Genomic DNA, 25,149 nt, shown 5'->3' with positions numbered 1-25,149 from the left:
GCGTGTCGCAGCAAGCGGCCGCTTAACGAAAGCAAGCGCAGGGCGCGTTCATTTTTGTCGTTTATCACCCTTCTGTCCGAATCAGATTTTTCTGACAGAGCACTGTCCACTTCGTGTGATAAATGTCGGAGCGCCGCATGAAGGCGGCAACGACGCATCCGTACTCAGCATCGGACAAACAAGGAGTTGTGAGATGTCTGCAAGTGGAATTCGTGATCTCTCCCCCGAAGAACGTGCACTGGTCTCCGGTGGCGCACAGGTGGACACCACCGATCTGCCGCCGGTCGATGTGACCCCGCCGGACGACTGGGGTCCCAACCCGGATCCGCCGGACTGGCCTGATCCGTGGGATCCGGGCGATGGCGGCGGTGGCGGTGGTGGTGGCGGCGGTGGTGGTGGCGACGGCGGTGGCGAGACCACCTTCAGTTCCAACGCCAGCATTGATGGCAACGGTGTAGCCAGCGCGACCCAGACATGGGTCTTGCAGGACTACAACCTGACCTTCAACCTGACCGAGAACCTGAATCTGACCAATGGCAACTGGGGCCTGGCCGGTAACGGCAGCTTCCAGTATGCAGGCCAGACCTACACCTTGGGCCTGACCACCGATCACTTCAATGTGAGCAACTACAACGCCAGCTTCAACCAGGACTTCGGTAACGGTGTGTCGTTCAACATCGGCCTGACGTTCGATCCGAACACCAACTCGTTCACCGGCCAGTTCAACCTGGTCATCAGCGGGTTCTGACGCTGCACCGGAACATCGGCCGCCCGGGAGACCGGGCGGCCGATACGTGTCACAGAGGAGCTGAGGCAATGAAATTCCTGATGTCCGCAGTGATCGCACTGGGCGTGGCCGCCCCCGCCGGGGCCCGCGATGTGGTCGCTGAAGACAGCCATGGCATCACCGTAGCGGTGATGCAGGGCAACAGCGCGGCCCTGGAGCGGATCGGCAAATCCAATACCACGGCACGGCTGGCCGCACGTGCCGGCTACCACCGCACGCGTGGCGAAATCGCCCAGTCCAATCGCTGGGCCGACACCTGTATCGCCGACGCTGCCGTGGTGGCCGAAAAGAGCCAGGGGGTCATGTACCTGTGCCGGAGCCTGCGTGCCGGCAACCGTCTGCTGGAAGGCGACATCGCCGGCTGGGCCGCCGACATGCAGAAGGTCCGCGCGCTCTATCAACAGCATGTCGCGCCGTCGCTGCGTGCAGGCGAGGAAGTACGCGCCATCACCGTCCCCGCGTTCGAGTCCTTCAGCCAATGGCCGCGATCGGCCACGCTGGCCGCACCGCCGCCTGCCGGAACCCGCCTGCCGCTGTCGGCCAAGGCCGGTGTTCCTGTCATCCGCGGCAAGATCCGGGGCGGCCAGGATGGAAAGCAGCGCGACATCGACTCCGATTTCATCATCGACACCGGCGCCACCCGTTCGCATATCAGCCGCAAGGCCGCACAGGCGATGGGCCTGGCGGTGACCGACAACTTCGCCACCGACAATTCGCGGCCCGGGCAGACCGTGGCGATCGGCCTGGCCGCTCCGGTCGATGTGCAGTTGGGCGATCTGCACTTCAGCAACGTCGCCTTTACGGTCACCGACCAGATCGAGTTCAACATCATCGGCCTGGACCTGCTGTACCGGCTGGGTCCGCTGGTGCTGCGGCCCACCGAGCTGGAGCTGCTGAAGACACTGCCGGCCGATACCTGCCGGCAACCCCTGGCGACCACCTCTGCACTGTGGGGCGGCCAGTACTCGCTGCGCCTGCCGATGCGCATCGGCAAGCGCGACGAGCTCGTCCTGCTCGACACCGGCACCGATGTCGCACTGGAAGCCTCCGGCGTGAACCTGTCCACCTACCCACAGGCCAGCCTGGTGCAGCGACGCCGCTGGACGATGCACGGCCTGCAACCGGTCCGCTATGCCGAAGCCACCGCACCGGTCACGTTCAATGGCCGCACGGTCACCCTGCAGACCCAGGTCTCCGACCAGCCGGCCAACGTGTTCCCGATCTCCTGGCGGGTGGGTTTCGGCCTGCGCGACGATTACGACTACTACGTGGACGTGGCCGGTGGCCATGGCTGCCTTGCGCCCCGAACCGCGCGATGATGTCCCTACCCATCCCACTCTCCGCAACGACGCGGCACCGCAGGCCACATGGAACCAGCCAGAAAGGATGAGACGGCGGATGTGATTCCGCTGTTCCGCAACGAAGCGATCGAGGCTGCCACGCAGCGCTTCGGCTCCCCGGTGCAGGCACCGGGTGTCGGCATGTGGCTGGCCACCGGCTTCGTGGTTGCGCTGCTGGGCCTGGCGGTACTGTTCCTGGTGACCACCTCGTTCCCGCGCAAGGAAACCGTATCCGGTGCGCTGGTCCCCTCGCGCGGCCTGTTGCCGATCATCAGCCAGCGCTCGGGCATCGTCAGCAACGTGCATGTGGAGGAAGGCGCGAAGGTCCGCCAGGGCGACCCCATCGTCAGCGTCTCGGTGGATTCGGTGATCGACACCGGCGAAAGCACCGGCGCCACCCTGTCCGGCATGGCCGAGCGCCTCACCCAGGCGTCGGTCGATCGCGAACGCGCCACCGAAGCATCCCTGGAAAGCCAGGAGGCCGGCATCCGCGAGCGCATGCTGGGCACCACCCGCCAGCTTTCGGTACTGCGTGACAACGTCACGCTGTACCAGCAACAGCAGGCCATCGCCGAGAAGACCGTGCACGACCTGGGCCGCCTGCGCGCGGACAAGCTGGTATCCGAACTGCAGTACCGCGACGCGGAGGTGCGGGTACTGAACGTGCGCCAATCGGTGGCCGAAGTGCAGACGCGCATTGCCCAGCTGGAACAGGAGCACGAGCAGATGCGGCACGAGCTGGGCCGCCTCAAGGCCGAGCGTGACGCCAACCGCGCCACCGCGCTGTCCGAACTGCTGGGCGCACGCGAGAAGGCGATCAACTACAAGCTGGGCACGCAGTTCAATCTGGTGGCGCAGTCCGCCGGGCAGGTCACCTGGCTGCAGGCCAAGCCGGGCGCCACGGTCACCGCCGGGCGCACGCTCGGGGTGATGATGCCGGAAGGCTCGCAGCTGTTCGCCGAGCTGTGGGTGCCCTCCTCGGCCATCGCCTTCGTCAATGTCGGCACCGACGTGCGGCTGATGTACGACGCCTTCCCCTACCAGAAGTTCGGCGTCGGCCGCGCCCGGATCGTCAAGATCGCGCGCTCACCGACATCACCAGAGGAACTGCCCGCCGACCTGCAGGCCGTGGAAAGCCAGTACCGCCTGCTGGCCGCGCTGGACGACCAGCAGATGCAGGCCTATGGCAAGGCACTGGCACTGACCCCGGGCATGCGCCTCAAAGCCGATCTGGTTCTGGAGAAACGTTCGCTGCTGGACTGGCTGCTGGAACCGCTGCTGGCGGCCAAACGACGGCAGGAATGAGATTGACGGTCGCCGTCGCGGAACTGCAATGCCCACGCTTCGCGCAGGCCTGGCGATGAGGTGGCTTCCATGTGGCGACTTGGCGGCCATCTCCAGGAACAGGAACGATGAACCTCAATCTCTCCCGGAAACATCTCCTGCTGCCGCTGTTGGCGTTGACCCTGTCACTCGCATTCCAGGCATCTGCTGAAGACGGCGCCCGAGGAAGGGACAGCAACGAGAATTCACTTGAAGACGTGATTCAGAAGCTTGCCGATGCCCCTTGGCCGCTGGGCTTCGATTTCTTCCGAAGCATGGGCGCAGGTGAATTCAAGCAGCAGGGCAGCAGCAATGCCGACCCCGTCGTTTTCAGGTCAAGCCCGATCGAGACCCGCGACGGTTACCGGATCGCCTATACCGAATTCCGGATCCATCCGCGCCTAATGCAGGGAATCAGTTTCTTCTATGCCAAGCTGGAACAGGGTCATTGCTATCCCGCTGCGTCCTTGAAGGAAAACTACGCGCTTGAGCAGTTCATGTATCCGCCGAGCCCGCACAATGCAGCCGCTGAACGAGTGAGCAGGGAATCTGCTTACGAGCTTCGTTCCAATGGGACTGTCCTGCACTTCACTACCGATGGATCCCGCGACGAGTGCCTGCTCAGCTTCTATCGCGCCGCACGCTAGGGATATGCGCCCCACCGTGCAGTGAAGGATGGCGTTTGTCGGGCGCTGGGCGCCCGGCAATTCTGGTTGGGTGCCCGCGTCGGCGTGGTTTCATTCCTGGCTGTAGCACGCCTTAAAGCCGATCTGGTTCTGGAGAAGCGTTCGCTGCTGGACTGGCTGCTGGAACCGCTGCTGACGGCGAAACGACGGCAGGAATGAGGTTTACGGTCGGCGCTGCTGTGGGCGCCGCTGCGGTGGGCTTGCGGGTATCGCCCACCACCCTGCCCTGGTCGATGCGCACCAGACGGTCGGCCAGGCGCATGGTGTCGGGGCGGTGGGTGATCAGGATGCGGGTGATATCCAGCTGCGCCAGCGCCTGGTAGATGCGGCTCTCGCGCGCCACGTCCAGGTTCGCGGTGGCCTCATCCAGCACCAGGATGCTGGGCTTGCGGTACAGCGCGCGGGCCAGCAGCAGGCGCTGCTTCTGGCCGCCGGAGAGGGTCGAGCCCATGTCGCCCACCAGCGTTTCCAGCTGCATCGGCATGCGCTGCACATCCTCCTTCACTGCCGCCATCTCCAGGCACTGCCAGACCAGCGCGATGTCCGGGCGCTCGGCGAAGAAGGTCACGTTCTCCACGATCGAACCGGTCAGCAACTCATCATCCTGCATCACCACGCCCATCCGCTGACGGACCACGCGCGGCCCCCAGCTGGCGATGTTCAGCCCGTCATAGAGCAGCTCGCCGGCGCTGGGCGGGTACAGCCCGGTCAGCACCTTCACCAGCGTGCTCTTGCCACAGCCGGACGGGCCGGTGATGGCCACGAACTCGCCCGGCGCAATGGCCAGGTTGATGTCCTTCAGCGCCGGCGCTTCCTGTGCCGAGTACTGGAAGTACACCGAACGCAGCTGGATGTGCCCTTCCATGCTGTCCGACGCCGAAGGATCCTTGCTGAAGCCCTCTTCGCTGGGACTGAGCGCGATATCGGCAATGCGGTCCGAATGCAGCTCGGTCAGGCGCCAGGCGATGCACTGGTCCACCAGCGTGGTCAGCCGGTTGCTCAGCTGCTGCCGGTAGGCCACGAAGGCATACAGCGCGCCTACTGTCAGCGTGTTGGCCAGTACCGCCTGGGCGCCGATGTAGACGATGGCCACCAGGCTGAGGCCATCAAGCAGGGTGCGCCCCGCGCCGATGCCAATCTGCAGGTTGGCGCTGTTCAACGAAGCACGCACCAGATCGGCGTACTTGTTGGCCCAGATCGATTCGCGCGAGAACTCGCCGCCCATGGTCTTGATCGACTGCATCGCGCGCAGCGTTTCGATGCGCGTCCCGCGCTCGGCGATGTTCGCCTGCAGACTGGCCATGCCCATCTTCATCGACATCGGGATGGCGGCCACCCGCATCAGTACGTACAGCCCCAGCGCAGTCAGTGCGACCAGACTCATCAGCGGCGAGTAGACGAACATCAGCACGATGATGCCCAGCGCCAGCACACCGTCCAGCAGTGCGCCGATGAGCCCGTTGGCGATCAGCTGGCGGATCGGGTCGATCGACTCCATCCGCGACAGCGCATCGGCCAGACGGCGTCGATGGAACCAGGTCAGCGGCAGGCTGACCAGATGATGGAACAGGCGCCGGCTCATGTCCCAGCCCATCAACGCCGACGCCCGCTGCAGCGTGATCCCGCGCAGCGCCTCGGCCAGGCTGTTGAACACGGCCACCGCACCGAACCCCAGCGCGAGCGCCATCAGGAAGCCGCGGTCGCCGCGCAGCACACCCTCGTCCACCGCCAGCTGCATGAAGAACGGTGACAACAGCACGAAGCCCTGCAGCAGCAGCGTATAGACCAGCGTATGGAACAGCGCGGTGCCGACGCCGCCCTTGAAGCGGATCATCGACCAGATGTTGAGCGGCGAACGCTGCTTGCGCGGCCGGAAGCTGGGCGAGGAACTGACCTCCACCGCGATGCCGGTGAAGGCCTGGGACAGCTCCGCTTCGCTGAAGGACAGCGATCCATGGGCCGGGTCGATGATGTGGTAGCGGCCGCGTGAGACCTTCTCCAGCACCACGAAATGATTGAGCTTCCAGTGCAGGATGGCCGGCGTGCCCAGATGCTGCAGATCGCTGGGCTCGCAGCGCACCGGCCGGCACTGCATGTCCAGCGCGCTGGCCAGCGCGATCAGCTGGTTCAGGTCCACACCGCGCTGGGAGTTGTGGTACTTGCGCCGCAGCTCGCTCATTTCCAGATCCGCGCCCAGCATGGACGAGCAGATCGCCAGGCATGCCAGCCCGCATTCGCTCACTTCAGACTGCACCCGCCAATAGCGCTTGTTGAACATCAGACATCCTCGTTCCGGTCGGGCATGGCCGGCTGCTGTCCCAGCCATGCATACAACTCGATTGCCGTGCAGTGCCAGGCGTACAGCCCTTCCCAGCGACCGTACAGTTCCGCCTCGCGCAGGCGCACTTCGTAGCCGCCACGGGACAGCACCGTCAGCACCTTCAGCGGGATGAAGCAGGCCTGCGGAAGCCCGGCGCGGTGCAGGCAGAAATTGAACAGCGCGCGCCCCAGCCGGCCATTGCCGTCGGCAAAGGCATGCGCATTGTTGGCCAGCGCCAGCAGCTGCACCGCAGACCGCAGGCCCTCAGCCGGATCGGGCGCGGCCCCTTGCCGCAGCAGCTCGTCCCAACGCGCGGCCCCCTGCAGGGCCGGCACCATCGGCAGCTGCGCGCGCCCATCATGGGCGCGGATCCATACCGGCCCGCTGCGCAGCGCGCCGTCACCGCCCGTGCTGAGCGAGACGAAGCGCTGCACATCGGCCATCGACAGCGGCCCCTGCACGGTGCGGTGCCACTGCCGATAGACGTCGGCCTCGGCAGCCTCCGCTGCAGCCAGCGCGGCCAGATCGAACGCCGGCATCTGCATGTGCGCCGACAGCGGATGGCGCAGCTGCTGCACCGCCGCCCGCAGCCGCGGATGCCCGCGATGGGACCACAGCGTTTCGCAGGGCTGCGCGCAGGGCAGCAGCGCGGGCAGCATGAGGTTGCACGCCTGCAGCCGCTCTGCCAGCGCCGGGGACGGCGGCGGCGGCGGCAGCGGCATCAGCCCCCGTTCGGTGGCGACGGGGGCATCCGTGGGCGCGGTGGCGAGGCGTGCGGTCATCACTGCCCCGTCCCGGTACCCGGCAGCAACAGCACCAGGCCATGTTCGCGCGCTTCCGTGCCCGGCCGGCGCGATTGATACAACTGGGTGAAGTACGAGGTCAGCTTGACCATCAGCCACGGCTCGGCGTCGCACGGCACGAAGCGCATGTCGATGTGTTCAAGCAGGAACTTGCGGGTCAGCCGCTGCAGGGCACGCCCCGGCTCGAAGCGGACGTCTGCCCGCGCACTGTAGAACACCACGATGTCCAGATCGTTCGGCACGGCATTGGAGACGTCCACGAAGCTGCCGCCCACCAGACAGCAGTGCACCTGCACCACCTGCGCCAGGTCGGCGAGTGCGCGCCCCAGCGCCGCCAGCCGCACCCGACGCAGGCTGCTGCCGCCGAACGCGCGCTCGAATGCCGCACGGTCGGCCAGCCAGGGGGAGGCATTGCCCGGTGTACTGGCAGCGATGGGCAGCAGGTACTGCGGCAGGCCCGCATCCACGATGTGCTGGAAGGGGGTTTCCACGGCGCCGGCGGGCGCGGCACCGGCCGGTCGGGCAGCGGGCGCCGGGCCCGCAACGCCCAGATAGGTACGGATGCGCCCTGCCTGTGCGCGCACCAGCGCGGCCTGGTCCGGGAACACCGCGACCGAGACGTAGGCGAAGCGGTCGGCCACTGAAAGTGAAAGCGCATCGAATGCCTTGCGCACTGCGATGCGCTCGTCGGCGGGGAAATCACGCTCCGGGAAGCGGGCAGCATCGGCCGACGCCGCCGTCGGCGCCGAGCACCGCTGATACAACCCGGCGTTGACGATGGCCAGATCCAGATCGGAAAACGCGGGATCGAAAGCCGCGCCATCGCGCAGCGAAAAGCCGAAGCGGGCCGAGCCGACAATCTGCACATCGGCCACCGGCACCGCCAGCAGCTGGCTCACTCCCCGCAGCAGCGGCGCAAGGCTTTCGCTGTCGCCGGCACACAGTGCCGGCCCATCCAGCGCGGCCTCGGCGATCTGCTCGGCCGCCACACTGCGCGCGTGCTGTTCGCGAATCCATTCAGCGTAGTTCATCAGGCATCCAGGCCAACGGTGGAACGTATCAACGCTAGCATATCCACGCGTCGGGCTTGTGCACGCAGCCCCGCAAATACATGCCTGAACAGGCAGCGCAATGCGTCGGACCAGTACCGCTGCCGCAGAGCGTGGTCTACTGTCGTCCCCCAAGGATGAGGCACATCGCATGATCCACCCCCGTTCCGCGCTCGGACGCGCGTTGCCGCTGGCCCTGCTGGCCCTGCTCTCGGCCTGCCAGAGCGAGAAGGTCGGCGAGTTCTTCAACCCACCGCAGGAGGTGCAGGCGCACAGCGAGTTCCGTGTCAGCGGGCTGCCGGCGCTGGCCTACCCGAACCTGGTCTCGTCGGCTTCGGTGGAAGGCGGGCAGGCCCGCGTCGATGGCAACGGCCCCGGTTACATGGATCTCCAGTTCTTCCCCATCACCTCCGCCGATGCGCTGGACAGCACCGACGCTGCGTGGGCCCGGCAATCGCAGTACCGCGCGCCGGATCTTTCCGGTATCGACTTCAGCACGCAGTTCGCCTTTCTGGTGGCGCACCCGGAGCTGTCCGGCTATGCCGCGATGACCAGCGGCCAGTACGCCACGTTCTTCAGCACGGTGAAGGTGGCGTACCTGGACGACCGCGTCGTGGTGCATCTGGACGCCAGCCGGCTGGGCAACATCAATCCGATCACGGCCCTGGGCAGCCCCTGGGCCGGCAAGCTGTACACCCTCGAACGGCGCGGCCGGACACAGCTGGAAGTAAAGCTTTACGAGAACCGCTACCGGTTCACGCTGGTGCCGGAGACCGCGCCTCCGATGGCGCCCTAGCGGACCTTGTACAGCACCGCGGCGCCAGGGCGCGGCTCGAAGGCCGGCACGGTCTGCTGGCTCAGCGCCCTGCCCTGGGCATCCCACACCAGGGTTTCCACCGGGTACTCGTCCTTGCGCGTCATCGCGTCGACCTGGCCGATGACCACGGTCGCTGCCGCTGGAACGTCCGGGTTCCAGCCGAACACACCTACCCGGCCGTAGAACACGGCCGGCGCGCTGGCGTCCAGGCGCCGGTCCGGGCACATCACCAGGCCACGATCGAGCATCACCCGCAGCGCGCCGACCGGGACCTTCTTCACCGTGGGCGTGGTGCGCTCGGCGCTGTGGCCGGGGCAGACATTGGCGGCGCGGGTGACCATGTGTTCGGCCACCTCGCGATCGGACTGGGCGAAGGCCAGCGTGGGGGCGAGGCAGAGTGCGAGCAGCGTGAGCGAGGACATCCGGGTCATTGCAGGTTCCTGTTCGGGGTGCGCAGCGACCTTAGCAATGGCGGACGGCGGAAATGCAAACGAGGCGTGAGGGACAACAGGCGGCTCAGGGAACGAGGCAGCGCTCGATCTGCAGCGACAGCGCATGGCAGGCATCGAACATGCCATGGACCAGCGCCGCCGAGGGATAACCGTCGGGATCGTCGTTTTCCCGGGCCACGTGGGATGCCTGCAGCACTGCCGTCAGCGCGGTGATACCGGATGCGCATCGGGTCGCCAGGGCCAGATCGAACGCACGCCCCGGGCTGAGGCGGGTTTCGGTCCAGGGCTGGCCATCCGCGCGCAGGTTCCTGCCATGGCCCAGCAGATGGGTGAAAAACGCGGACGGTGGCGAGGACGCGGCGGCATCGCTGAGGGCGTCTTCCATCTTTTCAGCAAGGGCGTCGGGAAGATCACGCAGCGCATCGCCGAGCAGGGCGTGCAGGCGGGGATAGTCGGGGCGCAGATCAGGCATGGCGGCAACCTCACAGGTGGGCCACCCGCAAAGGCAAGGTGGCGGACGGTGCGGGTTGGCGTGCCGGATACATTGTCCAATGCCGGCGGATCAAAAGATCCCCACACACCGTCCGCCATGAACTGGCAGACGGTGCATTGTCGTGATTGCAATGGGAGGTGCAACCGCGACTCGACGGACAACGTATGTTCGGGACGCCAATCCCGGCCAGGGCGGGTGCCTTGGCGCGGCCATCGTTTGCCCTGCGCGGCCTCTGGAAAAGAGGCAGATGCGGCATTTGGCGCAGCACGCGACAGAGCGCCGCGAGTGAAACATCAACTTGTGACCGCCTTCACTCGACGCCGCTGACCGAGGCACGCCTGCGTTGATCCAGAACCCGCAGCACCACGGCGGGTCGCGACACAGTGCGGCCTGCCATCCGCCTCGCCGCCTATTCAGCCAACCCGACGTGAACCGGCGCATCATGGAGCCCTGGTCTGCAATGGAAGCGAACCATGGGACGGAACTGGATTGTGATGGGGGACCCGACCTCCAGCGGCGGACGGGTCATCACGGCCTCAAGTGAAACCGACATCGACGGCATCGGCGTCGCGCGGGTCAGCGACAAGGCGACCTGCCCTACCCTGCATAAAGGCGTCTTTCCAATTGTTGAAGGCGATGCCACCTTGATGGTGGACGGCCAGCCGGTGGCGTTGCACGGCAGCGCGCTGGCCTGCGGCTGCCGGGTGTTGTCCAGCCAACAGGCCGTGGTGCATGTCACGGGGGGCGGAGGGGGTGGTGGTGGCGGCGGGGCCGCAGGCGGTGCCGGCAAGGCGGCCGCGGTCGCCAGCACGGCCGCACAGCTGGCGCGCGCACTGCCCACCGCGTTCGATCAGGCCATCCGTTTTCTCGGCGTGCAGGGCGCACCGTTGGCCGAGGTGCCGTACACGCTGCATCTGGCCGATGGGCAGACCCTTTCCGGCACCACCAATGCGCAGGGCGAGACGGCGCGGGTATCGACCGCGCAGAGCCAGGCCATCGTGCGTGCCGAACTGCGCCCGCCGACACAGCCGACCGGCTGCTGTGCGCGCACGGCACCGGCCAGCACCGACGAAGCAGAAGTGTTCGATGTGGACGGTGTGGTGACCACCGCCGAGGGCATGGGCACCTCCGTGGTACCGGTAAGTGCGCCTGGCCACGAACGCGCCATGACCGCCGGCGAGATCGAAATGGCACGCCTGGTGTTCGGCGATGCAGTCGACTACAGCACCGTGAAGGTCCATAACCACGGCTACTGGATGTTCTTCGGCTTCCAGGACAAGGACACCGCCGTGACGCCCAACGGGCAGATGTATTTCCCGAAGGGTATCTATCGGGAGGATTACTCCGCCGACGACATCGATTTCCAGCAGTTCTTCATCCACGAGATGACCCACGTCTGGCAGTATCAGCTCGGCTACAACGTCAAACTGGTACGGGCGCCCCGGCCGAACATGAGCTACGACTATCTGCTCGACGAAACGCGCCTGTTCCATGAGTACAACATGGAGGCACAGGGCAATATGCTGGCAGATTACTTCCTGGTCACCTTCCGTGACTCCCAGTGGCGCATGAACAATGTCCGTTATCGCGCGACAGCTGATATCGGCGCGCAGCTGGAACGCGCCCTCTCCCAGTTCCTTGCCGACCGCAGCAGCAAGGACAACCTGCCGAGGACGACCCGATGATGCGCGTGCGATTGCCGGTAGCCCTGTTTGGTCTGCTGGGTCTGCTGCTGCCGATGATGGCCAGTTGCTCGCAGCCGCGAGGAACCTATCAGCGCGCAACGATCCAGGAGAGAGAAGGCACACTCTGTTTTGGTGTGCCCGACACGCGTGAAACGCGTGACGCCCCGCCACTCATCGCCGGCGTGACAGTAACGGAAGTGGGTAAAGGAAATCAGCCTGTATGGCAGCGCATCTTCCTGCGCGAAGGGGCTCCCGAACCTGCGATGCCTCCAGACCAGTGCTTGACGTATGGCGCAGGCAAGACTGCCGCCCCGGCACTGGGGGTGGGCAAGTACTATCAGGTGGTTCTCTCGGGTTACACACCCGGCGCACCAGGCAGGGAGGGCGAGGCGCAGAAGCGCGTCTTCAACGCCTGCTTCCATGTTGAGGACGTCGCCGGCAAAGGCGCGGTGAAGCCTGTCGTTTCGGACTGCGCAACGGCGTCCTCTTCCGCATTACGATCTGCGCAGCCAGCCGGCAAGTAGCGGATGCCTCTTTGAGGACGACGCCATGACGAGACTGCCGCTGACCTTGCTGGGCCTGCTGCTGCCCATGATGGCCATCGGTTCATCGCCAGCCGGCCGGTACCAGCAGGCGACGATACAGGACCGTGATGGCGTGCCCTGCTTCGGCGTGCCCGATACCCATGAAACGCGCGCCAATGCTCCCCTTGTCACCGGCGTGTCAGTGATGGAAGTGGGCACCGGTGGCATCCCGCTGTGGGAGCACGATTTTCTGCGCGAAGGGACAACCGAACCCGCGCTGCCCCCCAGCCAGTGCCTTACCTACGGCAAGGGCGCGGCGTCCGCTCCCGCGCTGCGGCCGGGCAAGCGCTACCACGTGGAAATATGGGGGCGCACACCCGGCAAGCCGGGCAGGAAGGGTGAAGCACAGGCGCGTGTGTTCAGTGCCTGCTTTCATATGGTGGACGTGGCCGGTAATGGCATGAAACCCGTCATTTCGGACTGCGCGACCGTGGTCTCGGCTGGGCCGCCATCGGCGCGAGAAGACGGCACGTAGCAGAACCGGCTGAACGTCGATTCGCGCCAGCAGGAACTGCCTTTCCCAGGATCCACCGGCAGTGATGCCTGGCTTTCATGCCTACAGCGTCCGACGGTGATCGGTAACCGGATCGCCTGCAGCAAGCGCGAAAACCTCAGTGGCAAATCAGGGCACAACCAAAAGATCTCCCTTTGACACCAATTTCCCCGCCCCGACGAGGGCCTCACAGCGATCAAGAATGACCCGGCGAAGCTGTGGGCTCGTGCTTTTGTAGCCGAGCTGCCGCGATACCATCGTCACCAACTCCTCCGCCTTTGCGCCCAGATTGTCCTGCACGACCTTGATCAGAGCCGAATCGATTTCGGAAGGAGGCAAGAATTCTGGACGGCGCAGTGTCAATGATTCAACCATCGAGCGGTCCCGCACGCGGACCTCCTTCCCCGGAATGACCAAGAAGTCCTTGTCGACGACCTGCACCCCACCCAGTGACACTACCGACCCAATCGCCTCTTCAACTGCCTGTTGAATGCGCGAGCCAGCACGCTGCAAGCCCCAAAGCGTCCGAACGCGCGTAACGACCTCGCTGCGATGAATAGGGCTTTCTACCTCAACAATCTGGCGCACGATTGTCGCGAGTTGCCCTATTGGAGCCAGATGCAATTCGAACTGATTACTTGGCACGGCAAAGAACGCCTCGATGTAAGACTCAGTGTCGGGCGGACTTCGTGCCTCGATGAGTCCCATCTCCGCCACTTCACCGCGATCTACAGTCAGAATCTCAACGGGCACCGCGCGATGCGAGGCCTTGGCCTTGGATTCCAAGGCGTCTGAATGCGATTTCGCGAGTTCGATGGCCGTAACAAGCTTTTCAAGCTCCGCTTCAGGACGGTGGAACCAGTCCGAACTCCAAATGCGGTATATCTGCCAGCCCTTGTCACGCAGCACACTCTCACGCAAACGATCCCGGTCACGCGCGCTTCGAGCATCCCGATACGATTGCCCGTCACACTCGATTCCCAAGATGTAGCGCCCTGGCTGATCAGGGTTGGAAATGGCGATGTCCACAAAGAAGCCTGCCAAGCCGACATCCGTGTGCAGATCGTAGCCGCGCGCGCGAAGAGCTTGGGCGACCTCTTGCTCAAACACGCTTTGCCCGGCGCCGCGCTCCTCCGTGGCGAGTGTAAGACGACCAGTCCTGGCATAGTTCAAAAATAGCTTTAAAGCAAAGGTGCCCTTGCCCTTGGCTCGATCGGTGTCAATGTCCTCATCGGTGATCGAGGTGAATATTTCGCACCGCGACTTGGCACGGCTGATGAGCACATTCAAGCGGCGCTCGCCGCCGTCACTGCTCACGGGACCAAAATTCATCGTCATGTGACGCTGAGCATCACGGCCATAGCCAACTGAGATATAGATGACGTCACGCTCGTCACCCTGGATGTTCTCCAAACTCTTCACGAAAAAGGGCTCTGCCGGATGATCCGCGAAGAACCCCTCTGTTTCCGGGTGCTGGCGGCGTAGAAGTTCCAGCTCGTCAAGAATGGCGCGGCGCTGTGCCGTAGAGAAAGTCGCCACACCTAGCGTGAGCTGAGGTGTGCTCTGGGCATGCGCTAGCACCGCCAACGCCACTGCTTTGGCTTCTTTGGGATTTGTGCGCGTGTTGCCCCGGTCGTAGATGGCCTCTGGCAGATGATGCAGTCGCAAGCCAACGCCTGCCTCACTGGTATAAGGACTTGGAACGATGAAGAGCTTACCTTCATAGAACTGATGATTGGAAACAGCTATGAGAGACTGATGACGGCTTCGGTAGTGCCACCGGAGCATTCGCTCAGGCAACCCTCTGGCGCGGCAAAGGCCCAAGATGCTTTCAACATCTGACGCCTGCGCCCCGCCCTCATCGTCTTCCCGATCCCCCCCATCGCCAAGTGCCTTGGAGAAAAAGCGCGTTGGCGGCAATTGTCGCTCGTCACCAACGACCACCAACTGCTTGGCACGCGCAATCGCACCAAGTGCATCGATGGGCTGGACCTGACTTGCTTCGTCAATGACCAGCATGTCAAAGTCTAGCGCCCCTGCCGGCAGGAATTGCGCCACCGATAGCGGACTCATCATGAAGACAGGTTTAATCGCCTGGATCGCGGGGGCACACCGTTGCATCAGTTGCCGGATCGGCAGATGCCCCTTCTTCTTCGCCATCTCTCCAATCAAGACAGCGGTCGGCCCAGTCGCGCCACCTTGACGCGGGATCTTGCTGTGATGCGCCTTAACGACCTCGTAGCGTGCGAGCTGCATGCGCTCTTGGTCGAGGTTTGCAAAGCTTGCCACCACTTGCGATTGACGCTGCCCGTCAAAGCTTGCCAGGGCTCGATCGCGCTGCACCAGCGCTTGAAGCACGGCTTCGTAGTAAGACAGTTGGAACACAGCCAGAGCATCAGCAACTGCCAGGTTGCCCTCAGCAAGTGCATCCACCACCGCACCAAGGCCTTTGCGCTTGGCTTCCTTGGCGATGGCCAAATACGCCACCCAACTCCTAAGCCCTTCCGGGTCAGCCTGCCAGCTTGCCAACTGGGCTTTGAGCGTCGCCAGAGGAGCTTGGCTCGAATCTTGCGTGATCTCGGCATTGCCCTCGAACTGCAGGCCAACCAAGAGATTCATGATTTCCCCTGCCAGGATGCCAGCAGCCGACGACGCACGCTCGGCCTGGTCTAAAAACGGCTGGGGATCCTCTATGCGAGTTGCCAATAGGCGAAGCTCTGGGTTGCGCTCAATCCAAGCCACGACCTGGCGAAGCTCACTCGACTTGCTATCAAGCGCCAACCACAACGGCCCAAAAGCTGAGGCCCCGTCGCCGGCCAAAGCGTCGTAAGCGACGGTGGCGGCTTGCGCTATCTGTACTTCTTCAATCACAGCAAGCGCCTGCTCAACCGCGAGTTCCCCCGCGTTGAGCAAGAGCGCCGTTTGTTCTATCGCCGCCTGCCAAACGGCAGACCTGTCTATCAGATCCGACAGGACCACGCGTTTCAAGACAGTTTCTTCACCCCACGGATTGAGCTCAGCAGCCAACAGCGCTTCGTGCACGGGCGAAAGGCCGCGACCCAGCTCTTCCAGAACTGGTTTCACTCGCTTGGCGATGTCGGTTGCCAATTGGCGATCACCAATGTCGGCCAAACGCTCGCGCACCCCGCTTCCCAAGGGACGAAGGTTGCGCATCCAGGCCACTACGCCTCTCAGGAATGAGGGGTTTGAGCGCTCTCGCTGCCAATTTGAGCCAAATGCTTCTTGTCCTTGGGCATCGTGCTCGACGATCTTCTTCTGAGCACTCTTGGCATCCAGGAGCACATCGAGCGACCCAAGCATGTCCAGAGCCTGGAGCTTAGGGTCAGAGAGCAACGTGCGGACTGTCTTATTCGCACGACGCCAGTCGCCACTGAAAAAGCGGAAAAAACTCGTGCCGCGCATAGCCAACTGCCCACGCGCCGCTTCAAGCTCCGAGCTGTCTTTGCTCCAAGCTGCGTCTCGGAAGACCGAGGACAGGTTTGACTTGGCGTGCTGGACCGTTTCAACAGCTACCACGATCTCTTCTACTGCATCGACGCCCCGCTCCCAAATGTGAGCCACAAGTGCATCGCGGTCGAGTTCCGGAATGCTCGTCGCACGCTCAGCAATGGCAACCAGTCGAAGGGCCAGATCCAGTGTCAGCGGTGACTTCTCACCTAGAAGCTGCGTCAACCGGGTGAGGTCAGGCAGGAGCCGGACCAAGGCACTGTGTGCAGAACCCAGCGTCGCAAGCTCTTTCCCCAAAACGAAGGTGCTTGGCAAAGCGCTCAAGGTGAGCTTGGAAGCTTGCCAATCTTGCGCCAACGCCTCCATTCTTATCTTATCTTTAAGCGCAGCTTTGGTGTTCTGAGCGTTTTCTAACGCTCCGATAACTGCCGAAGCACGACCCGAATCCTCCCAGACAACGCTTTGAAGCGCGTCCGAGCCAATGTTGGGTGCTTCAAATAGCGCTTTGACCCGATGGACGGCAAGACCAGCGTCATCAAAGCGAGATGGAGGCGGAAGATCCAGCGTGGCATGAAGCTCGGCAGCCGATGATTCCCAATCACCTAATCGACCAGCGAGCCCGTCAACCAAGGTCAAGAGGCGGTCGCGCTCGTTCGGCAGCAGCCCATCGTTCTGGACACCGCTCCAAGCGTGTTGACTCGGCACGCCGATCTCTTCAACACGCTCGATCATCTCCCGGAGCAGTGCTTCGCGCGCCTCCTTCTCATGGGGTGCCCAACTGGTCGGGACTTCCAAGGGCAAACTCTGAGTCGTATAGCCTAGGCGCCGCAGGCGAACCAGCTGCCCAAAGACTTGGTATGCAGTTAGTGCCGAGGGGACATGTGGCTCATGAAGACGCGCCACATGCGCATTAAGCGTGTCGCGCCGCTCGGTCAGCTGCTCGATGATGGGCGCGGTGCTGCTTCGTTGGGGGTCACCCAAATTGAGAGTTTTCCGGAGTTCTTCCAGCAATGAGCGCTTGTTGGCCTTGTTGCTATGAAGCTCCAGACACGCGACACCTACACCAACATGGTCCAGCCGACGCTTCACGACTTCAAGTGCGGCCATCTTTTCAGCCACAAACAAAACGCGCTTTCCCTCAGCCACGGCTGCGGAAATGATGTTGGCGATGGTTTGGGACTTGCCAGTGCCAGGCGGGCCCTGCACCAAGATGTTGTTGCCTTGGAGCACATCGTGCACCACCAAGGCTTGGGACGAGTCGCAATCGACAACATGGCACATCTTTTCGGGAGGAATGATGCGATCAAGATTGCTAGCTTCATCAGTCAGCCTGGCGCCAGGGAATCCGTCTTGAACGACCCCGCGCAGCATGGGGATTGCCTCCAATCCGCCAAGCGCTTCCCAACTTTGCGGGTCCAAGTCCCGATACATCATGAACTTGGCAAAAGAGAACAAGCCAAGGATGGCGTCATCGCGAAGCACGCCCCAAGTCGCTCTCCCTTCGAGCATGGCTTCAACCGCCGCTAAATACGCATTGATATCGAGCGTTTCGAACTCATCGATGCTGGGCAAGCGAAGCCCAAACTCACGCTGCAAGAAAAGCTGCAATGACAAGTTGGCCTGAATGTCGTCGCCCGTCCATCTTAGATGGAACTTCTCGCCTGCTGTGCTGCGCTCCAATTGAACGGGAATTAGCACCAACGGCGCAAAGCGGTCAGTTTGCGGGGTGGACGTGGCCCGCCAGCGCAAGTAGCCGACCGCCAAATAAAGAACATTGACGCCCTGCTCTTCTTGGAGAGTGCGGGCATCGGTATAAAGATCCAGCAGCCGCTTTTGAAGGCCTGTGGGGGTCAGACGGGTAGTCAGATGCGCATCCCAGTGCGCTTTAACACGCCCGTTCTCATCCAGTTCGAAATCGGGCTGTGCGATCAGTTCAAGGTCTTCCGGAGCCTCATCCAGCAGGACCGCTTCATCATCGTCATCAAGCTCAGGCAGTGATCCGCCTTGCTTCGGGTCTTCTTTGCCCGCCACGAAGGTGAAGCGTTTGCCGTCGATGACCAAGGTCTGATACATCGCCTTGGCCAACTCATGGACAACCTCGATGGTCTTTGCGCGCCCTCCTCTGGGGGTATGAAGAAGTCGATTGCGCGTGGACAGATCCAAAAGCTCCAAGCGGGCCTTTTCGACCTTTTCCTTGAGGCCACCTGCTCCCCGGAGCGAAGAAGACTCTTCACCTGCCTCTGCCAGTGCCGTCTGATCCATCGACTTTTCCCCTGTGACGGGGCTTGGTCGGAGGTCGAATGCCCCCCCCCGCTGCCCCAAAGCGTCTCCTATAATGCCCCCAAAGTGACGCGTGTTCCAGCTGACTAGGGGGGTCTGTGGGCGAGTTGCGAAGCAGTGAGATCCACTGGGTGGTCCACCAGTACATCGGCGTGGAGGGTGGCTACTTGGGCGACTTCTCCTACCGCACCCACCGCGAATTCTATTCAGCTTTCTGCGACCTGGATTTAGATCCCGACTCCTTCGGCGGTAACACCACGCGCGAGCGATTTATGGCCATCCTGAGTGGCGTTGAAGGACACCAACAAGCAGCCATTCTTCGAGGCATTGCCAAAAAGTATCCGCAAGGTGGGGAGCACTTCCGGACGCCACAGTCCTATCGAAAGCTTCTAGAGCTGGCCAAGCGGTGCGCCAATGGGCTTTCCGTGCAAGCCAGCAGCCCAGCCATCACCAGCGATGTCTTGGCACGAGCTCTTGCTGACGCCGATACGCTCATCCAAAGTGCGGGCCCAACTCACGCGATCGATCGCATCCACACGGCACTCCATGCTTACCTCAAAGCAGTCTGTCAGGCACAAGGTCTGGAAGCACCACCAAGCGCTACGATCACCAACTTATTCAAGCTTCTTCGGACAGAGCACCCAAACCTGCGAGACTTGGGAAGCCAGTCAGACACAATGACGAATGTTTTGAGGTCGTTGAGTAATGTCATCGACTGTCTTAATCCAGCCCGAAACCACGGGAGTTTGGCACATGCCAATGAGGAGCTCTTAGGCAAGGATGAGGCAGTGCTGACGATCAATTCGGCAAGGACCGTTTTTCAGTATTTGGACAGCAAGTTTCGCTAACGAACAACCTCGCTAGACTGCTGGCAACCAGTTCTCGCTCCGCCCCTCGCTGAGATCTTTCGTGCCTGATTGCGGAGCCTGCCTGGACGGCACAAAGTTCGGGGATAGCGATCATTCCACCAAGGCTGTTGAAGATCCCCTAACGCGTAGGTCCGCTGAGTCTGAAAGTCGGCACGCAGCTTGGCGGATCAGTCACAGCTGCACCCCGACCATCGCCAAGAGATATTCAGCCAGTCCTGCGGCGGCTGGCCCTACCGTTCTGTCTGAAGAGCGAGAAGGCTAGACGAGCATAGAAGTTGCGAGGATTATCTTTGGCCGGTCGATGGTGACTCGCTTGCAGCGCAAAAGCCACATCGCTAGACCGAACGATGCGCGATATCCAGGATCACATCCCAGCGCTTCAAGTCGTCGAGTTCGTACGGCAGTTCTTTTGTATGAAGAGGGTGCTTCACTACCTGCCGTCCCAAGACCGATTGCAACTCAATAGGAACGCGCTGGCGGAAGGACCAATGACCGGCGGAGGATCGGACGAGATGATGAGGAATGCGCACCGGGAGATGTGTCCCGATTCGTCTTCTGCCCCAAACCTTAATTCCTCATCAAAATCAAATGCAAGCAATTGATTTATATGATGCATGGCGGAGAGAGTGGGATTCGAACCCACGGAAGGTTTAACCCTTCGCCGGTTTTCAAGACCGGTGCCTTAAACCGCTCGGCCATCTCTCCGTATCGGCCCGGCACTGCTGACCGGGCACGCATTCTCGCACGGCCGGGCGATTTACCCAAGACCGTCGTCGCGGCCGGGTCTGGCCCGGCGTTACCGCTCCAGGCTCAGCCCGCATCCACCGCCAGCGCACCCAGCGCGCTGGCCTTGATGCGCTCCTTGGCCTTCTCGCAGGCGCCATCGCAATGCAGGCGCGAGGCCTCCAGCTGCGGCGGCAGGTGCTCGGCCAGGAAATCGATGAACACGCGCACCGCCGGCAGCAGGCCGCGACGCGAGGCGAACACGGCGTGGCACACGCCCTGTGGCAGCGACCAGTCCGGCAGCACCACCTCCAGTTCGCCATTGCGCACGGCATCGGCGCACACGGTCTCCGGCAGCATGGTGATGCCGAAGCCGTCCTTCACCATGCTCTGCAGCAGCGGGAAATCGAAGCCGGCCACGCGCGGCTGCAGGTCCACCCGGCGCACCTCGCCTTCCGGGCCATGCAGTTCCCAACGCTGGCGCGCCTCGTCCTCGCTGATGCTGAGGGTGACGTGCTGGGTCAGCTCTTCCGGCTCCTTCGGGCGGCCGGCGCGGTCCAGGTACTTCGGGCTGGCCACCAGCAGTTCCTGCACCTGGCCGAAGCTGCGCATCACCAGGCTGCCATCGTCGTCCAGGCGCGAGCGCACGCGCAGGGCCACGTCGTAGCCTTCGTTGATGATGTCCACGCGGCGGTTGCTGATGTTCAGCTGCAGCCGCACCTTCGGGTACTGCTCCAGGAACTTGGGCAGCAGCTTGGGCAGCTGCATCTGCGCCAACGACACCGGCACGCTGGCGCGGACCACGCCGCGCGGCTCCGCACTAAGGCGGTCCACCACTTCGCGTGCGGCCTGTGCTTCGGCCAGCATGGTCTGCGCGTGACGGTGCACGCTGGTGCCGACGTCGGTGACCGCGAAGCGGCGCGTGGAGCGCTGCAGCAGCCGCACGCCCAGGTCGGTCTCCAGCTGGCTGATGCGGCGGCTCAGGCGTGACTTGGGGATGCCCAGGGCGCGCTCGGCCGCGGCGAACCCGCCGTGGTCGACCACCATCGCGAAGTAGTACAGATCATTCAGGTCATGCATACCCGAGTTCCATATCTAGAACAATACGTGGCATTCAACCACCTTTATTCCGCCTTTGCAACAACCTATCGTTCTCTCCGTCGGCGGCAAACCCGCCCTTCCTTCCAGAACATAGGTGACTGCCATGAAGCTTCTGCATCTCGACGCCAGCGTGCTTGGCGACAACTCCGTCTCCCGCCAGCTGTCGGCAGCGGTGGTGGCCCGGTTCAAGGACCAGATCGACGGCCTGCAGGTCGATTATCGCGATCTTGACGCCAATCCGGTACCGCATCTGCGCAGCAGCTCGCTGGCCAAGACCGATGCGGCCGAGGCGACCGATGCTGAACAGGTGATGCAGCAGTTCCTCGATGCCGATGTCGTGGTGATCGGCGCGCCGATGTACAACTTCAGCATCCCGTCCACCCTGAAGGCCTGGATCGACCGCGTGGCCGTGGCCGGGCGTACCTTCAAGTACACCGAGAATGGCCCGGTGGGTCTGGCCGGTGGCAAGCGGGTGATCATCGCCAGCAGCCGTGGCGGCATCTACACCGACTCGCCGGCCGACTTCCAGGAGCCGTTCCTGCGCCAGGTGTTCGCCTTCATGGGTATCAACGAGGTCGAGTTCGTGCGCGCCGAGGGCATCGCCTACTCGCCGCAGCATCGCGAAGACGCCATTGCCGGTGCACTGGCTGCACTGCCCTCGCATGAGGCGGCGGAAGCGGCAGCGGCGTAACGCGTTCCAGCGTTCAGCGCCCCTCTCTCCTCGTCTGGGCGTTGAACGCGGGCCGGGATTCCCCTCCCCCCTCCCGGCCCACCCCGGCGGCCCCGCAATGCGGGGCCGTTTTTTTGTGGCCCGGTTCCGCCCGCCGGGCATGGCCCGGCGCTACCCGATCGGTGTGCTGACACCGGGCCGCACCCGAACGGTGTGGTAGCGCCGGGCCATGCCCGGCGGAGACGGTACAGTGGGCCATGAACTACATCGTGACGACCACGCACCGCAGCGAATTCCCACACCCGATCACCCTGCTCCGCGGCCAGGCGCTGGTGGTAGGCGAGCGCTATGAAGGCCCGGATTGCAGATCCACGCCATGCGTGGATTCGGTGCCATGCAAGCATGGCACCCACCTGAGCCGGTTGTCAGGCGATGGTTTCCAGCCCCCCCATGTACGGGCGCAGCGCTTCCGGCACGGTGATGCTGCCGTCGGCGTTCTGGTAGTTTTCCATCACCGCGATCATCGCACGGCCAACCGCCACGCCCGAGCCGTTCAGGGTATGCACCAGCTCGGGCTTGCTGGTGGCCGGGTTGCGCCAGCGCGCCTGCATGCGGCGGGCCTGGAAGTCACCACAGTTCGAGCACGAGGAGATCTCGCGGTAGGTTTCCTGCGACGGCAGCCAGACTTCCAGATCGTAGGTTTTCACCGCCGCGAAGCCCATGTCGCCGGTGCACAGCAGCACCTTGCGGTACGGCAGACACAGCTTTTCCAGCACGACTTCCGCACAGCGGGTCATGCGCTGGTGCTCGGCCTCGCTGTCTTCCGGCTGGCAGATCGAGACCAGCTCGACCTTCTCGAACTGATGCTGGCGGATCATGCCGCGCACGTCGCGGCCGCCGCTGCCCGCCTCGGCACGGAAGCACATCGAATGCGCGGTCATGCGCAGCGGCAGGCGCTCGGCGTCGACGATCTCGTCGCGCACGATGTTGGTCAGCGGCACTTCCGAGGTGGGGATCAGGTAGCGCGTGGACTCGCCGACGGCCGTCTTGAACAGGTCATCCTCGAACTTCGGCAGCTGGCTGGTGCCGCGCAGCGATTCGGCGTTGACCAGCAGCGGTACGTTGGTTTCCTCGTAGCCGTGTTCGCCCGTGTGCAGATCGACCATGAACTGGGCCAGCGCACGGTGCAGGCGCGCGATCGGGCCGCGCAGCACGGTGAAGCGCGAACCGGACAGCTTGGCGGCGGTTTCGCCATCCAGCCAGCCGTTGCGGGCGCCCAGTTCAACGTGGTCCAGCACCTTGAAATCGAACTGGCGCGGGGTACCCCAGCGCGCCTGCTCGACGTTGTCGTTCTCGTCGGCACCGGCCGGTACGTCGTCGGCCGGAATGTTCGGAATACCCAGCGAGATTGCTTCGATCTTCTCGCGCAGCTCGTCCAGCGCCAGTTCCGAGGCCTTCAGTTCGTCGGCGAAGGCGGCGACCTCGGCCATGATGGCCGAGACGTCCTCGCCCTTGGCCTTGGCCTGGCCGATGGCCTTGGAGCGGCTGTTGCGCAGGCTCTGCAGCTCCTGGGTCCGCACCTGGATGCGCTTGCGATCGGCCTCCAGGGACTCCAGGGCAGACACGTCGAGCTCGAAGCCGCGGCTGGTGCGCAGGCGTTCGGCGAGGTCGGCGGGCTGGTGGCGGAGCAGGGCTGGATCAAGCATGGCAGGTGTCGTGGTGGGTGTCAGGACCGGGATTATCGCCTGTTATGCGGATTTCTGCCGCCCGGTTCATTCGGGCCGTGGCAGAATCGGGCTATTCCGTACTGGTCCGGTCCATGTCTGCACCCCGCTCGTCGTCCGCCAAGTCGTTCACTGTGCATATTCCGCGCAACGCCCTGAAGATCGCCGGCATCGCTTTCGGCGTGGGGGTGCTGCTGTTCGTGGTGGTCTGGCTGACGGGCCGCGACAAGGAATTCTTCCGCGCCGACCCTGCGGCGCAGACGCCGCAGGAAACCGCCCAGGTGGAGCCTCTGCCGGAACCCCTGCCGGCGGCAGCCGGGTCCAGCGACATGCCCGACGCCAAGCCGGCGCCGGCACCGGAAGACGCGCCGAAGCTGGTGGAAACCGCCCCACCCCCGCCGCCTGCAATGGCTGAACCGGCACCCGCTGCGCCCGGCACCGTGCCGGCCGCCGGTGGCGGCAGCCAGCCCATGCCGATCGCGGGCCAATCGCCGCCGCCGGCCTATCCAGCCGCCGCACTGCGTGCGGGCGAAACCGGCAGTGTGGTGGTGCGGGTAGAGGTGGACGCTACGGGCTATCCGAACAACGTCACCGTCATCCAGCGCAGCGGCTCGCGTGACCTGGACCGCGCAGCGACCGACGCGGTGCGCCGCTGGCGCTTCACCCCGGCGCAGAGCAACGGGCAGGCGGTGCCGGGCACCATTGAAGTGCCGTTCGACTTCAAGACGCAGTAACTGAACGCATACCGGAAGGCAAACTGAACCCTCCCGGTTGCGTTGACGCAACACTGACACTTTTCTCCGTGGCCTCGGGCAACACTCGGCACGTCGTCAACCGACGTAAGGAGTTTGCGATGACTGTCACCACCCATGAAGACCTTCATTCGCCGCAGATGCAGCAGGACGGTACGCCGCGCCGGGCCACATCGCCTTGGCTGTGGGTCGCGCTGATCGTGGCGATGTTCGCGGCCGCGCTGCTCTGGCTGCGCTATTCCGGACCGGATGAGGTGGCGCCTGCACCGGTCGGCGAGCGCATGCTGCCAGCCACCGAACAGACGCCTGTTGCCGAAACGGCACCGCCTGCCGCACGACAGGCCACCCCGGCCACGAGCGAGCGCAAGGCAGTGCCGGCGGTGCGCAACCGCGAGGCGCGCCCGCTCGCCAGCAACAGCAAGCCGGACTATCCGGCAGCTGCGCTTCGTAACGGTGTGCAGGGCAGCGTGATCGCCAGCCTTGATGTGGATACCCGCGGCAACGTCACCAATGCCGCGATCGTGTCGCGCAGTGGCGAACGCAGCCGTGACCTGGATCGTGCGGTCCTGCGCACGGTGCAGAACTGGAAGTTCCAGCCGGCCATGCAGGATGGCCGTGCTGTGGCCAGTGTGGTGCGGGTCCCGGTGGATTTCCGTACCGAGCAGCGTTGATCGCGGACGAGGGGTTCGTGATGTTCGACGGAGGCTTCGGCCTCCGTCATTTTATGCGG

21 protein-coding genes, 1 tRNA gene and 1 pseudogene are annotated in these 25,149 nt (G+C 63.7%); 13 read left to right on the top strand and 10 right to left on the bottom strand.

Going from position 1 to position 25,149, the window contains the following annotated elements:
- The first annotated feature begins 193 nt into the window (after nucleotides 1–193).
- From AC5P76_RS13420 to AC5P76_RS13405, 4 genes are all read left to right on the top strand, one after another.
- The gene (locus AC5P76_RS13420) at nucleotides 194–748 is read left to right on the top strand and encodes a hypothetical protein (RefSeq protein ID WP_495222775.1); all 555 of its coding nucleotides are present in this window, start codon (nucleotides 194–196) and stop codon (nucleotides 746–748) included.
- A gap of 68 nt (nucleotides 749–816) precedes the next feature.
- Nucleotides 817–2,106 carry a retropepsin-like aspartic protease gene (locus AC5P76_RS13415; protein WP_253119960.1) on the top strand — a complete coding sequence of 430 codons (1,290 nt, stop codon included), beginning with the start codon at nucleotides 817–819 and terminating at the stop codon, nucleotides 2,104–2,106.
- A gap of 48 nt (nucleotides 2,107–2,154) precedes the next feature.
- Nucleotides 2,155–3,432: an HlyD family secretion protein gene (locus AC5P76_RS13410; RefSeq protein WP_080375280.1), complete on the top strand. Its 1,278-nt coding sequence runs from the start codon at nucleotides 2,155–2,157 to the stop codon at nucleotides 3,430–3,432.
- Nucleotides 3,433–3,539: 107 nt separating this feature from the next.
- Nucleotides 3,540–4,097: a hypothetical protein gene (locus AC5P76_RS13405; protein WP_253119963.1), complete on the top strand. Its 558-nt coding sequence runs from the start codon at nucleotides 3,540–3,542 to the stop codon at nucleotides 4,095–4,097.
- A 112-nt stretch (nucleotides 4,098–4,209) separates the two neighbouring features.
- Here AC5P76_RS13405 and AC5P76_RS13400 read toward each other — a convergent pair whose 3' ends face one another.
- Genes AC5P76_RS13400 through AC5P76_RS13390 form a run of 3 tightly spaced genes read right to left on the bottom strand, consistent with a single transcriptional unit; the run spans nucleotide 4,210 to nucleotide 8,290 of the window.
- Nucleotides 4,210–6,414 carry a peptidase domain-containing ABC transporter gene (locus tag AC5P76_RS13400; RefSeq protein ID WP_253119968.1) on the bottom strand — a complete coding sequence of 735 codons (2,205 nt, stop codon included), beginning with the start codon at nucleotides 6,412–6,414 and terminating at the stop codon, nucleotides 4,210–4,212.
- The gene (locus tag AC5P76_RS13395) at nucleotides 6,414–7,238 is read right to left on the bottom strand and encodes a Fic family protein (RefSeq protein WP_253119971.1); all 825 of its coding nucleotides are present in this window, start codon (nucleotides 7,236–7,238) and stop codon (nucleotides 6,414–6,416) included. Before AC5P76_RS13395 ends, AC5P76_RS13400 begins: the two co-directional genes overlap by 1 nt.
- On the bottom strand, nucleotides 7,238–8,290 hold the full coding sequence (locus tag AC5P76_RS13390) for a DUF6932 family protein (protein WP_253119973.1): 1,053 nt from the start codon (nucleotides 8,288–8,290) through the stop codon (nucleotides 7,238–7,240). Before AC5P76_RS13390 ends, AC5P76_RS13395 begins: the two co-directional genes overlap by 1 nt.
- Before the next feature lie 169 nt (nucleotides 8,291–8,459).
- Here AC5P76_RS13390 and AC5P76_RS13385 point away from each other — a divergent pair, with 169 nt between their 5' ends.
- Complete coding sequence (locus AC5P76_RS13385; protein ID WP_253119975.1) at nucleotides 8,460–9,104, top strand: hypothetical protein; 645 nt, start codon at nucleotides 8,460–8,462, stop codon at nucleotides 9,102–9,104.
- On the opposite strand, the gene AC5P76_RS13380 is transcribed toward AC5P76_RS13385, so the two are convergent.
- Both AC5P76_RS13380 and AC5P76_RS13375 read right to left on the bottom strand, forming a co-directional pair.
- Nucleotides 9,101–9,532 carry a hypothetical protein gene (locus tag AC5P76_RS13380; RefSeq protein WP_253120035.1) on the bottom strand — a complete coding sequence of 144 codons (432 nt, stop codon included), beginning with the start codon at nucleotides 9,530–9,532 and terminating at the stop codon, nucleotides 9,101–9,103. The two genes, AC5P76_RS13385 and AC5P76_RS13380, sit on opposite strands and share 4 nt — an antisense overlap.
- 109 nt (nucleotides 9,533–9,641) lie before the next feature.
- Nucleotides 9,642–10,049 (bottom strand): hypothetical protein, encoded by a 408-nt coding sequence (locus tag AC5P76_RS13375; protein WP_065176240.1) that lies wholly within the window; start codon nucleotides 10,047–10,049, stop codon nucleotides 9,642–9,644.
- A gap of 515 nt (nucleotides 10,050–10,564) precedes the next feature.
- Between AC5P76_RS13375 and AC5P76_RS13370 the strand changes: the two genes are divergently transcribed.
- Genes AC5P76_RS13370 through AC5P76_RS13360 form a run of 3 tightly spaced genes read left to right on the top strand, consistent with a single transcriptional unit; the run spans nucleotide 10,565 to nucleotide 12,814 of the window.
- Entirely contained in the window at nucleotides 10,565–11,755 is a 1,191-nt protein-coding gene (locus AC5P76_RS13370; protein WP_253119979.1) for a PAAR domain-containing protein, read from the top strand.
- Nucleotides 11,752–12,279, top strand: coding sequence for a hypothetical protein (locus AC5P76_RS13365; RefSeq protein ID WP_128989615.1), 528 nt, complete (start codon nucleotides 11,752–11,754; stop codon nucleotides 12,277–12,279). Before AC5P76_RS13370 ends, AC5P76_RS13365 begins: the two co-directional genes overlap by 4 nt.
- Before the next feature lie 25 nt (nucleotides 12,280–12,304).
- Nucleotides 12,305–12,814 (top strand): hypothetical protein, encoded by a 510-nt coding sequence (locus AC5P76_RS13360; protein WP_253119982.1) that lies wholly within the window; start codon nucleotides 12,305–12,307, stop codon nucleotides 12,812–12,814.
- 147 nt (nucleotides 12,815–12,961) lie between these two features.
- Here AC5P76_RS13360 and AC5P76_RS13355 read toward each other — a convergent pair whose 3' ends face one another.
- Nucleotides 12,962–18,562, bottom strand: coding sequence for a DUF3320 domain-containing protein (locus AC5P76_RS13355; protein ID WP_253119985.1), 5,601 nt, complete (start codon nucleotides 18,560–18,562; stop codon nucleotides 12,962–12,964).
- A gap of 116 nt (nucleotides 18,563–18,678) precedes the next feature.
- Between AC5P76_RS13355 and AC5P76_RS13350 the strand changes: the two genes are divergently transcribed.
- Entirely contained in the window at nucleotides 18,679–19,428 is a 750-nt protein-coding gene (locus AC5P76_RS13350; RefSeq protein ID WP_317233204.1) for an abortive infection family protein, read from the top strand.
- A gap of 356 nt (nucleotides 19,429–19,784) precedes the next feature.
- Here the strand turns inward: AC5P76_RS13350 and AC5P76_RS13345 are convergent, their stop codons facing one another.
- The 3 genes from AC5P76_RS13345 to AC5P76_RS13335 all read right to left on the bottom strand — a co-directional run bounded on the left by AC5P76_RS13345 (nucleotide 19,785) and on the right by AC5P76_RS13335 (nucleotide 21,252).
- The gene (locus AC5P76_RS13345) at nucleotides 19,785–19,979 is read right to left on the bottom strand and encodes a DUF6538 domain-containing protein (protein ID WP_429000975.1); all 195 of its coding nucleotides are present in this window, start codon (nucleotides 19,977–19,979) and stop codon (nucleotides 19,785–19,787) included.
- 85 nt (nucleotides 19,980–20,064) lie between these two features.
- A tRNA-Ser gene (locus AC5P76_RS13340) sits at nucleotides 20,065–20,154 on the bottom strand.
- 105 nt (nucleotides 20,155–20,259) lie between these two features.
- Complete coding sequence (locus AC5P76_RS13335; protein ID WP_053520355.1) at nucleotides 20,260–21,252, bottom strand: LysR family transcriptional regulator; 993 nt, start codon at nucleotides 21,250–21,252, stop codon at nucleotides 20,260–20,262.
- Between the two features lie 124 nt (nucleotides 21,253–21,376).
- Here AC5P76_RS13335 and AC5P76_RS13330 point away from each other — a divergent pair, with 124 nt between their 5' ends.
- Both AC5P76_RS13330 and AC5P76_RS13325 read left to right on the top strand, forming a co-directional pair.
- The gene (locus tag AC5P76_RS13330) at nucleotides 21,377–21,964 is read left to right on the top strand and encodes an FMN-dependent NADH-azoreductase (RefSeq protein ID WP_074899233.1); all 588 of its coding nucleotides are present in this window, start codon (nucleotides 21,377–21,379) and stop codon (nucleotides 21,962–21,964) included.
- A 236-nt stretch (nucleotides 21,965–22,200) separates the two neighbouring features.
- Nucleotides 22,201–22,305, top strand: a pseudogene (locus AC5P76_RS13325) (SH3 domain-containing protein); the annotation flags it as partial.
- Nucleotides 22,306–22,368: 63 nt separating this feature from the next.
- On the opposite strand, the gene serS reads toward AC5P76_RS13325, so the two are convergent.
- A complete protein-coding gene (gene serS / locus AC5P76_RS13320; protein ID WP_253119989.1) occupies nucleotides 22,369–23,649 on the bottom strand; it encodes a serine--tRNA ligase in 1,281 nt (426 codons plus the stop codon).
- A gap of 113 nt (nucleotides 23,650–23,762) precedes the next feature.
- On the opposite strand from serS, the gene AC5P76_RS13315 reads away from it, so the two are divergent.
- Nucleotides 23,763–24,401, top strand: a complete 639-nt coding sequence (locus tag AC5P76_RS13315; protein ID WP_180876858.1) for an energy transducer TonB — start codon at nucleotides 23,763–23,765, stop codon at nucleotides 24,399–24,401.
- A gap of 119 nt (nucleotides 24,402–24,520) precedes the next feature.
- Nucleotides 24,521–25,090 carry an energy transducer TonB gene (locus AC5P76_RS13310; protein WP_053515518.1) on the top strand — a complete coding sequence of 190 codons (570 nt, stop codon included), beginning with the start codon at nucleotides 24,521–24,523 and terminating at the stop codon, nucleotides 25,088–25,090.
- The last annotated feature ends 59 nt before the right edge of the window (nucleotides 25,091–25,149 follow it).

The organism is Stenotrophomonas sp. YJH_SMC_36, from assembly GCF_059369935.1.
The sequence above is the reverse complement of the archived record's forward strand: the minus strand, read 5'-3'. Positions and strand labels throughout refer to the sequence as shown.

What these genes read in the sequence shown, in the direction of transcription:
- AC5P76_RS13405 (WP_253119963.1), top strand. Translation starts at nt 3,540, where the DNA reads ATGAACCTCAATCTCTCCCGGAAACATCTCCTGCTGCCGCTGTTGGCG.
- AC5P76_RS13355 (WP_253119985.1), bottom strand. Translation starts at nt 18,562, where the DNA reads ATGGATCAGACGGCACTGGCAGAGGCAGGTGAAGAGTCTTCTTCGCTC.
- AC5P76_RS13390 (WP_253119973.1), bottom strand. Translation starts at nt 8,290, where the DNA reads ATGAACTACGCTGAATGGATTCGCGAACAGCACGCGCGCAGTGTGGCG.
- AC5P76_RS13360 (WP_253119982.1), top strand. Translation starts at nt 12,305, where the DNA reads ATGACGAGACTGCCGCTGACCTTGCTGGGCCTGCTGCTGCCCATGATG.
- AC5P76_RS13365 (WP_128989615.1), top strand. Translation starts at nt 11,752, where the DNA reads ATGATGCGCGTGCGATTGCCGGTAGCCCTGTTTGGTCTGCTGGGTCTG.
- AC5P76_RS13310 (WP_053515518.1), top strand. Translation starts at nt 24,521, where the DNA reads ATGACTGTCACCACCCATGAAGACCTTCATTCGCCGCAGATGCAGCAG.
- AC5P76_RS13410 (WP_080375280.1), top strand. Translation starts at nt 2,155, where the DNA reads ATGGAACCAGCCAGAAAGGATGAGACGGCGGATGTGATTCCGCTGTTC.
- AC5P76_RS13420 (WP_495222775.1), top strand. Translation starts at nt 194, where the DNA reads ATGTCTGCAAGTGGAATTCGTGATCTCTCCCCCGAAGAACGTGCACTG.
- AC5P76_RS13415 (WP_253119960.1), top strand. Translation starts at nt 817, where the DNA reads ATGAAATTCCTGATGTCCGCAGTGATCGCACTGGGCGTGGCCGCCCCC.
- AC5P76_RS13400 (WP_253119968.1), bottom strand. Translation starts at nt 6,414, where the DNA reads ATGTTCAACAAGCGCTATTGGCGGGTGCAGTCTGAAGTGAGCGAATGC.
- AC5P76_RS13330 (WP_074899233.1), top strand. Translation starts at nt 21,377, where the DNA reads ATGAAGCTTCTGCATCTCGACGCCAGCGTGCTTGGCGACAACTCCGTC.
- AC5P76_RS13315 (WP_180876858.1), top strand. Translation starts at nt 23,763, where the DNA reads ATGTCTGCACCCCGCTCGTCGTCCGCCAAGTCGTTCACTGTGCATATT.
- serS (WP_253119989.1), bottom strand. Translation starts at nt 23,649, where the DNA reads ATGCTTGATCCAGCCCTGCTCCGCCACCAGCCCGCCGACCTCGCCGAA.
- AC5P76_RS13370 (WP_253119979.1), top strand. Translation starts at nt 10,565, where the DNA reads ATGGGGGACCCGACCTCCAGCGGCGGACGGGTCATCACGGCCTCAAGT.
- AC5P76_RS13335 (WP_053520355.1), bottom strand. Translation starts at nt 21,252, where the DNA reads ATGCATGACCTGAATGATCTGTACTACTTCGCGATGGTGGTCGACCAC.
- AC5P76_RS13395 (WP_253119971.1), bottom strand. Translation starts at nt 7,238, where the DNA reads ATGACCGCACGCCTCGCCACCGCGCCCACGGATGCCCCCGTCGCCACC.
- AC5P76_RS13375 (WP_065176240.1), bottom strand. Translation starts at nt 10,049, where the DNA reads ATGCCTGATCTGCGCCCCGACTATCCCCGCCTGCACGCCCTGCTCGGC.
- AC5P76_RS13385 (WP_253119975.1), top strand. Translation starts at nt 8,460, where the DNA reads ATGATCCACCCCCGTTCCGCGCTCGGACGCGCGTTGCCGCTGGCCCTG.